The sequence below is a fragment of the Parendozoicomonas callyspongiae genome (genome assembly GCF_023502345.1).
Lineage (GTDB): Bacteria > Pseudomonadota > Gammaproteobacteria > Pseudomonadales > Endozoicomonadaceae > Sansalvadorimonas > Sansalvadorimonas callyspongiae.
This window is the reverse complement of record NZ_JAMFLX010000055.1, coordinates 1-7,857: the sequence shown is the minus strand read 5'-3', so window position 1 is coordinate 7,857 and position 7,857 is coordinate 1. Positions and strand designations below refer to the sequence as shown.

The following is a 7,857-nucleotide window of genomic DNA, read 5'->3' as shown; positions in this document are numbered from 1 at the left end:
TAGACCCAGCACTTGGGTTTTGGACTGTAAACGTCTGAACGACGCAGAGTGAATAATACGAGCATAATCTCTTTGGTAGGCCATGAATTACCGGGAACGGCTGGAGACAATAAAGGGTCAGGCCATCAAGGCTATTACTGCCAGCTCCTGCCTGATTGAAGGCGGTGGTGAAATTCTTTCCAAAGTAATTGGCACAGACAAGCGACTTATGCGCCGATTAGCTTCAGCCTATGCCAAGGATTTATACAAAAACGATATCTGGCTGACCAAGCTGAAACAATCTTCTGAACAGCCCGACACAAATTGGTTGATCAAGTTTGATGAACGAGGAAAAATCGTAGTCGAGGATAATAAGAAGTACATCGGTGAGCTTCTAACCTTGCTTGAAGAAAAGCGCGTGAAAACACTGGATGGTATTGAATATGATGTTGACGGAGAGCTGATTAGCTTGCCTGCAGCAGGTTGAACCATAAGCAGGCACCCTTTGGTTAAGCGTACCTTCGCACTTCAGCTCTGGCTGTCGTATTCTGCCAGCCTCTGCCCAAGTGTTGTAAAACACTCAGCCAAAGCCTCCTGGGACGGAAGCTCCTCGTCATGTACCAGTACCTTGAAGTCACCCTTCCATGTGTTTTCTAAATGCGGCCATACCTTGCTGAAGTCAGAGAAAATAGCATGCTCTGCCAAAGGCCCATGACACCAATCTGCCGATTTATTATGAACAGATTTATCATTCTCATGAACCGTTTCCAGGATAGAAATAAATTCATCTGTTGGCAGCCAGCTCTTAACGACTTCATCTTTTGTCATCAGATGGTGGATGTCATAAATATGCCGGATTTTCTTTACCAGGTCAGAGAAGTCATTATCAGTACAGAAGTAGCTCGCCCGAACCAGCCCCATGATTTTTTCAGCCATAGTCCTCTTGGTGGAAAGCACATTAATTTCAAAGGGTTCAAGGCCATACTCTTCAATCGCCTGAGAATTATCTTGTGCTGCCAGGAACTCACTGATGAATGACCTCAACTCCATCAAACCGTGGGGATTTGGGTCTGCAAATGTATTGATTTCCAATAGCAGTAGTGGATGAGCCTGCCCATACTCACCAGCCAGAGAAAGACGATCATAAGCCCACCAGGTCTTGCGATATTTGGAGCCCTTACTGTCTGGTTCTCTTCCGCTGTCCTTGGCCTGCTGCTCAGCACCGGTAAAACCAGAAGTTGCTGCCTGTTCAATTCTCTTTAATTTTTTCTTTCGCTGGTTTTCACTCAGCCCGGTTTCACAGAGCAGGGCAAGGTCAACATCCTCGGAGAACCTTGAAATCAAACCGTGGGCTTTGCTCAGGCTTGTACCTCCCTTGAATACCACACAATCCTTAAATTCAGATTCTGCAATATTCTTCAGAATCATGGTGACCCAGTAATCTTTCTCAACAAAAACATCGGGAATTTCAAGGTGATCAGCCGTTAGCTTGATGAGATCTTCAAAGTCTTCTTTATTGGTGTGGAGGTGCATGCTGTACTGTCGTCGAATAAATGAGGTAAAGCCCAAAGAAAAGGCACGACAGTAAGCCGTGCCTGCAAGAAACAGGTATTCAGGCTGATACTACTGGAGCTGCCATGCTTCAGTGTTTTTAATAAGGTTTGAATCGACGCCCATTTTATACTGGCTGAGAGGGCTCAGGTTCTCTTTAAGTTTTTTGCTCTTGTATTCCAGAGTGTCTTCCAGAAGCGCCCCCATAAAGGCTTGCACAGAAGGCCTGTAATACTTAACAGCTATAGCCTCAATTTCCCGGATGGCGGACTTATTAAACTTGTTAACATAGCTTTTAAGCACCCGAACGATATTGGCTGTATCAGCATCAGGAATTGTCTTGAAACTCTTCACGACATCAAGAACCTGCAGAACAAGCACACGGTTCTCATTGAGCTTGTCCACACTCGATTTCTTGGCGCTGATACGAACACCTTTAACCGTTTGTTCAAAGGAGCCTTCCGTACTAGCCATCTGAACACGAGAAGGAACCTGAGTAGTTAATCCCCACTCATAAAAAAGAGATGCCCCCGTGATATAGGCAACCTGCTCTCTTTTTTTTCTGCTCGATCTGAACAGAAACGCTTCAACAAAAGCTTCCTGGCCAGGCCGCACCTTACCGTACCGGGTAACTTTCGGCTTATAAAAACGTCCTTTCGAAAAGCGGATGACTTTATCCTGCTTCACCTGCCGGGAAAGCGCCTCAGAAACGGCCTTGGGATTATCTCTATACTCCTCAAAGTCCTGCAGCCTGAACACCTTGGAGTCAGGCCAGCGGCTGATCCTCTTATCGACTTTCTGTGCGATGCTCATGACACTACCCTGGCGAATGATTTACTTCTTTGAGTGAATGATAGAGCCATAGTTCCCAAGTGTGAAGTAAACATACCCTTTCAATCCACAAAATAATACATAAACCATTGTTTTTTATCGTTATATTTTTTTGCAATTTCAGCTAAAAGTTCACTCCAACATGGTCATATTCTGTTTAAGCACTTTACTGTGAACTTTTTGCCTCAAGAAAAGGAGAATACATATGATCCTGTACACCAAAGGCAACCTCCTCAATGCACCAGCTCAAGCTCTGGTCAATAGCGTCAACACTGTCGGGGTTATGGGCAGAGGCATAGCCCTGATGTTCAAGCAGCGATTCAAACGCAATATGAAACTGTATGCGGCAGCCTGCAAAGCTCAACAGGTGCAGGTTGGCAGAGTCTTTGTCACATACACAGGCGAGCTTTCAGGGCCTCGCTGGATTGTGAACTTTCCAACCAAACAGCACTGGCGAAACCCTTCAAAAATGGAATGGATAGTTGCAGGTCTGCAGGATCTGAAGCTCTTTATTCTTGAGAACGGGGTAGAGTCGATAGCCATCCCTCCTTTGGGGGCTGGTAATGGTGGTTTACCCTGGCCAGAAATACGCAGGCAAATTGAACTGGCATTGTTTGACCTGACTGATGTTGAAATTCTTGTTTACGAGCCCACCGCCAGATATCAGAATGTCACTCAAAGCACGCTGGGCATCTGAGCAGTTAACCTACTTTTCTTCGTTCCCTCTTGTACCACACCGGCCTTATCCGTCATTCTTGCAGACGGTCAGTCAGTATCTACCCGGAGTCTTCTAGCGTGAGTGAATACAAGGAAGTCGAGCAACCTTTGCTGCAACAGCTCTCAACGATGGGTTGGGATATCAACGACCTTGGTTCCGGTATTCCCAAAGACCCGGCAACCAGCTTCCGCACCAGCTTTAGAGAGGTTGTTCTGGCCGGTCACTTCAAAAAAGCCGTCCGCAAAATCAATACGCTGGATGATGGTACGCACTGGCTGACGGAACAGCAGCTCGACGGACTCCTGGAAGATTTCACCAACTTTGGCACAGACAAACTGCTGGCAGCCAATCAAGAGTTTCTGGAGCGGCTCTATAAATGGCAGGTTGATAAAAATGAGGTCACTGGTGAAAACAACCCGGTGGTCAAAGTTATCGACTTCGACAACTGGCACAACAACACCTTTACCGCCATTAACCAGTTCCGCATAGATACTCCGGGCCATACCAAGGACCATATTCGCCCCGATATTGTCCTGTTTGTAAATGGCCTGCCCCTGGTTGTGATTGAGTGCAAGGAGAAGAGCAGCTTCTGCACCAACCCCATGTACGAGGGTATTGAGCAGTTACGCCGCTACGCCGATTTACGCGAGCCGGAAACTTCCAAAAACCGGGAAGGGGAGCCACGACTGTTTTTTACCAACCAGTTGCTGGTTAGCACCTACGGTTCAGACTGCCGGTTTGGTTCGATCACCTCATCTGAGGACTACTTCTTCCACTGGAAAACAACCTACCCGGACGAAGAGCCCTACGTTGATCTGGCTGTCGGCATGCACCGCCCGCAGGAGACGCTGGTGCAGGGTATGCTGCACCCCCACAGGCTGCTGGATATTACCCGCAACTTCACCCTGTTTATGGACACAGGATCAGCCAGGGTCAAAGTGATCTGCCGTTATCAGCAGTACCGGGCCGTCTGCAAGATCATAGAACGCATGCAGAAGGGCGAGACAGGCCTGCAGCGTTCAGGGGTTATCTGGCACACCCAGGGCAGTGGTAAAAGCCTGACAATGGTGTTCCTGGTCCGCAGGCTGCGCCGTATGGAAGAGCTGAGGAAATACAAGATCCTGATGGTCAATGACCGTAAGGATCTGGAGGAGCAACTTACTGATACAGCAACTCTGACCGGTGAAAAGGTTACCGAGATCAGCAGCACCCGAGATGCAAAAGAAAAGCTGGCTAACGATGCCTCAAACCTGAACATGGTGATGATCCACAAGTTCCGGGAAGAAGACGAAGCGTTTTTGCCAGACAGTGTTCGTAAAAAGCTGGCCGAAAAACATGCGGCAGCGATAGGGCAGGGCGACGAAAACCAGATTGCGGAAGTTGAAGCTGACTACCAGGCAGAGATTGCCAAATTCAGCAGCTTTGGCAAAATCAATACACGGGAACAGGTGCTGATTCTGATTGATGAAGCCCACCGCACCCAGCGCAGCGGCAAAGACAGAGCCAGCCTGTCAGATAACCTGTTCGACGCCTTCCCTCATGCCACCCGTATAGCCTTCACCGGTACACCGTTGATTGCTGATCATCATACCGACCCGACATGGAAACGGTTCGGCACCAGCCGCAGCAATGCCTATATCGACATGTACAAGCTCCAGGACGCCGTTGATGACGGAGCTACCCTGCAGATCCTCTACGAAGGTAAAACAGCCGACACGGCCATCTACAACCGCGCAGGTTTCGATACCAAATTCGAGAACCTGTTCAAGGATAGAACCGACGAAGAACTGCTCGAAATCCGCAAAAAGTACGGTGCAGAAGGTGATCTTCTGGAAGCCGAGAAACGGATTGAAGAGATAGCCCATGACCTGGTAGCTCACTACGTGGCCAGTATTCTGCCATCTGGCTTCAAGGCCCAGGTTGTCTGCACCTCCAAGCAGGCCTGTATTCATTACCAGACCTACATCCGCCAGGCCATTGCTGAACAGATTGCCACTCAGGAAGCTCTGGAGCCAGACCAGCAGGATGCCGAATTGTTGAAGCGGCTCAAATTCCTCAAGACTGCCGTTATCATCTCCAGCGATGGCACCAACGAGAAGGCTGACTATGTTGCCGCCCGCAAGGAAGCCAGGGCACTGAACGCCGTTGACAACTTCAAGAAACATTTTGACGACACCCGGCCAGAAACAGGTGTCGCCTTCCTGATTGTCTGCGACATGCTGTTGACCGGTTTTGATGCGCCCATCGAGCAGGTCATGTATATCGACAAGAAGCTCAGGGAACACAACCTGCTGCAGACCATTGCCAGAGTTAACAGAACCTGCAAAGAGAAAACCCGTGGCTATATCGTCGATTACATCGGCCTGACAGAGAACCTGAAAGAAGCTCTCTCGCTTTATGCCGGTGATGACCAGGATGATATCCTCGACAGCCTGCGAGATATTGAGAGCGAAATCCCGGTTCTTGAGAGTCGCTATCGCCGTTTGCTGCAACTGTTCCAGGAAGGTGGTGTCAGCCAGATTGAAGCGCTGGTCAGCCAGAAACTGTCCGATGAAGACCACTATCAGGTTCAACTCAAAGCCATAGAGTTGCTGGAAGACATCCGCCTGCGGGACAGCTTCAACGTCTACCTGAAGAAGTTCCTGCAGAGCATGGATATCATCATGCCCAACGCTCTGGCCAATCCCTACAAAGTGCCCATGTACCAGTTCGTTCATATCCAGGCTCGAGCCAGGGAGCGCTACAAGGATGAAGGCATGAACTTCCACGGAGTCGGCCAGAAGGTTCGCAGCCTGATCAACGAACACCTGATCAGCCTCGGTATGAGCCCCAAGGTGAAACCTGTAGAACTGTTCAGCGAACATTTTATTCAGTCGGTCCAGAAAGAAGAGAACCTGCAGGCCCAGGCCAGCGAGATGGAACACGCCATCCGTAAGCACTGCAAGGTCAACGCCGAAGATGACCCGGTGTTCTACAAAACCATGAGCGAAAAGCTTGAGGAGATCATCAAAAAGCACCACGAAAACTGGGAACAGATGAAGCTCAAGCTGGGAGAGTTGCGTGAGGAAATTCTGGCAGGCCGAGGCCCGGATGCTAAAGTCGATGACCCATTCTTCGATCTGATTATCAGCCTGGCGTTTACAGAAGGCGACCTGGCCGCCCACGTAGACAAAGTGCGGGAGACCGTCTCAAAGATAATGGATGACCTGAACCAGCATATTGGCAACCTGGATTTCTGGGAGCGTGATGACCTCGTTTCTGAACTGCAGGGCACCATCAAGAGACGCTTTATATTAAGCCGGGTGCCGCAACTCAGGGACAACCGCGAGCTGCTGGCAACGGAAGTTATCGCCCTTGCCCGCCGCCGTGAGCAGGAGATTCTGGGGAAGGGTTCGGATGACTGACCAAAGTGCAACAGAACACCACCAGGATGAAGGGACTACCCATCAATACCGGGATATCGAATACCGTCTGAAGCAGAGCCCGCGCAAAACAACCAGCCTGTTTATCGAGCGGGATGGCTCTGTCACGATCCTGGCACCGCTGCCCTATGATATGGCCAAAATCGAAACCATCATCGAGCAGAAACGAAGCTGGATCTATAAAAACCTGGCCGAATGGGAAGACCTTAACCGCATCCGGGTACACCGGGAGTTTGTGAACGGCGAAGGCTTCCCTTACCTCGGACGCAACTACCGCCTGCAGCTTGTCGACGATCAGGATGAAGACCTGCTGCTGAAGAACGGCTACTTCCTGCTGCGAAGAGATAAGGCCGATGCGGGCATGGAAGTGTTCAAGAGTTTCTACCGCAACAAAGGCCAGGAAAGAATCAGCCGCAGGCTGGCCCACTACGCCCCCAAAATGGGCGTCACCTACGGCTCTGTGCGGGTTATGGAACTCCAGCACCGCTGGGCCTCATGCACCACCAAGGGCGACCTCAACTTCCACTGGCGCTGCATGATGGCTCCTCTGGCTGTGCTCGACTACATCATCGTCCACGAACTCACCCGAAAAAACCGAATTATCCCACTGCATGTACTCAAGCCCTGGCGGATTGAACTCACTCAGTCAGAACATAAGGGTTTACGTGATACAGCGCCTTGGGCTTAGTAGCCGTTTGTTGAACTTCCTTGTGGATATAGCCACGCTCGCATAAGACATCTAAAGCCACCTGCCGCTCTTCAGTAGAGCCAAGTCCTGACCAACCCTTGTTGCTGAAGTCTCTGGTCTGGAATGGGTCCGGCAGGTCTTTCAGGCGCTTTGCCAGAGACTTGGCTCCCTCAAAGCCCTCCCCGACCAAGCCATAAATGCGCCGTGCGTGACTCTCAAGCAACTCACAAAAATGAATCGCCATATTAAGGCTTTCAGCCCCAACTTCTCCTTGAAGGCCTTTCTCTACAACATGGAAAATCAATGCCAGTGATGCCAGTAGCGATGGATATTTAGCCAAGTGAGACTCCATTGGCGTATCTTTTTCAGTTGAGTTTAATCGTTGAAGCAGTTTCTTATACCATTCGTTAAACAGCTCCTGGGCTGAGGTAGAAAACCGCAACACTGGTACTGAATCAGGCTCACATACTGGCAGAGAGGCAAGCTTTTCAAATAACGCAAAAACTGCGTCTCTTGCCTGCTCATCAGGTTTATGGTCTTTAGGTTCTGGCGCAGAATCTGGGTACACACCATGGGTATTCCGGTAGCATTCGCCACCCGATTCCAGAAACATTCGCCACCTGATTCCGTTTTTATTCGTCAGGTCATTCCGGGCCATTCGCCACCCC

General features: G+C 49.8%; 7 protein-coding genes. 4 read left to right on the top strand and 3 right to left on the bottom strand.

The annotated features are described in order from the left end of the window. The first annotated feature begins 82 nt into the window (after positions 1-82). Entirely contained in the window at positions 83-466 is a 384-nt protein-coding gene (locus tag M3P05_RS19960; protein ID WP_249701888.1) for a Kiwa anti-phage protein KwaB-like domain-containing protein, read from the top strand. Between the two features lie 41 nt (positions 467-507). Here the strand turns inward: M3P05_RS19960 and M3P05_RS19955 are convergent, their stop codons facing one another. Together M3P05_RS19955 and M3P05_RS19950 are read right to left on the bottom strand one after the other, a co-directional pair. Continuing rightward, complete coding sequence (locus tag M3P05_RS19955) at positions 508-1,512, bottom strand: nucleotidyl transferase AbiEii/AbiGii toxin family protein (RefSeq protein ID WP_249701887.1); 1,005 nt, start codon at positions 1,510-1,512, stop codon at positions 508-510. A gap of 90 nt (positions 1,513-1,602) precedes the next feature. After that, positions 1,603-2,343 carry a DUF6088 family protein gene (locus M3P05_RS19950; protein WP_249701886.1) on the bottom strand — a complete coding sequence of 247 codons (741 nt, stop codon included), beginning with the start codon at positions 2,341-2,343 and terminating at the stop codon, positions 1,603-1,605. Between the two features lie 223 nt (positions 2,344-2,566). Between M3P05_RS19950 and darG the strand changes: the two genes are divergently transcribed. The 3 genes from darG to M3P05_RS19935 all read left to right on the top strand — a co-directional run bounded on the left by darG (position 2,567) and on the right by M3P05_RS19935 (position 7,189). After that, positions 2,567-3,058 (top strand): type II toxin-antitoxin system antitoxin DNA ADP-ribosyl glycohydrolase DarG, encoded by a 492-nt coding sequence (gene darG, locus M3P05_RS19945; protein WP_249701884.1) that lies wholly within the window; start codon positions 2,567-2,569, stop codon positions 3,056-3,058. Positions 3,059-3,156: 98 nt separating this feature from the next. Next, positions 3,157-6,483 carry a type I restriction endonuclease subunit R gene (locus tag M3P05_RS19940; RefSeq protein WP_249701883.1) on the top strand — a complete coding sequence of 1,109 codons (3,327 nt, stop codon included), beginning with the start codon at positions 3,157-3,159 and terminating at the stop codon, positions 6,481-6,483. Then, on the top strand, positions 6,476-7,189 hold the full coding sequence (locus M3P05_RS19935; protein WP_249701882.1) for a M48 family metallopeptidase: 714 nt from the start codon (positions 6,476-6,478) through the stop codon (positions 7,187-7,189). The genes M3P05_RS19940 and M3P05_RS19935 overlap by 8 nt, the downstream gene beginning before the upstream one ends. On the opposite strand, the gene M3P05_RS19930 is transcribed toward M3P05_RS19935, so the two are convergent. Beyond that, positions 7,140-7,857 (bottom strand): DUF3987 domain-containing protein (locus M3P05_RS19930; RefSeq protein ID WP_249701881.1); only part of this gene is annotated, 718 nt, incomplete at its 5' end. The genes M3P05_RS19935 and M3P05_RS19930 overlap by 50 nt on opposite strands.

Bases quoted from the DNA above. Each gene is read 5' to 3' on its own strand.
- M3P05_RS19960 (WP_249701888.1), top strand. From the start codon at position 83: ATGAATTACCGGGAACGGCTGGAGACAATAAAGGGTCAGGCCATCAAG.
- M3P05_RS19955 (WP_249701887.1), bottom strand. From the start codon at position 1,512: ATGCACCTCCACACCAATAAAGAAGACTTTGAAGATCTCATCAAGCTA.
- M3P05_RS19950 (WP_249701886.1), bottom strand. From the start codon at position 2,343: ATGAGCATCGCACAGAAAGTCGATAAGAGGATCAGCCGCTGGCCTGAC.
- darG (WP_249701884.1), top strand. From the start codon at position 2,567: ATGATCCTGTACACCAAAGGCAACCTCCTCAATGCACCAGCTCAAGCT.
- M3P05_RS19935 (WP_249701882.1), top strand. From the start codon at position 6,476: ATGACTGACCAAAGTGCAACAGAACACCACCAGGATGAAGGGACTACC.